Annotated in this window: 1 protein-coding gene; it reads left to right on the top strand. The window is 61.0% G+C overall.

Annotation, left to right across the window (positions count from 1 at the left end; all coding sequences use genetic code 11):
• Positions 1–279: hypothetical protein (locus G4D83_RS45365; protein WP_205522875.1), on the top strand; the 279-nt coding region annotated here is incomplete at its 5' end.
• Between the last annotated feature and the right edge of the window lie 108 nt (positions 280–387).

Genomic DNA, 387 nt, shown 5'->3' with positions numbered 1-387 from the left:
GGACGCCGCGTGCGTCTAAGGGGGAAGATCGTGACCAAAGCCATTCGAACAATTCTTTCAGCCACCACTGCATTGATGTTGGCATGGCCGCTTCAGGCGCAGGCGCAGGCCAAGCCGAAAAAAGAGCCGAGCGCGGCGCAGCTCGCCGCCCGGGAACGGCAGAAGCAATGCAGCGCCGAGTGGAAAGATGCAAAGGCCGGCGGCAAGCTCACGGCTGGAACCAAGTGGCCGCAATTCTGGAGCGCGTGCAATACGCGGCTCAAGGCGAAGCCCGTCTAGGCTTTCAGCTTTTTCTTGAAGCCCTCGTGACTGCGGGCGAAGCCCAGACGCTCATAGAAGCGATGGGCATCGCCCCTCGTCTTGTTGGAACTGAGTTCGAGCATCGCG

Source organism: Myxococcus eversor (assembly GCF_010894455.1).
GTDB classification, from domain to species: domain Bacteria; phylum Myxococcota; class Myxococcia; order Myxococcales; family Myxococcaceae; genus Myxococcus; species Myxococcus eversor.
This window is presented reverse-complemented; position numbering and strand designations above follow the sequence as displayed.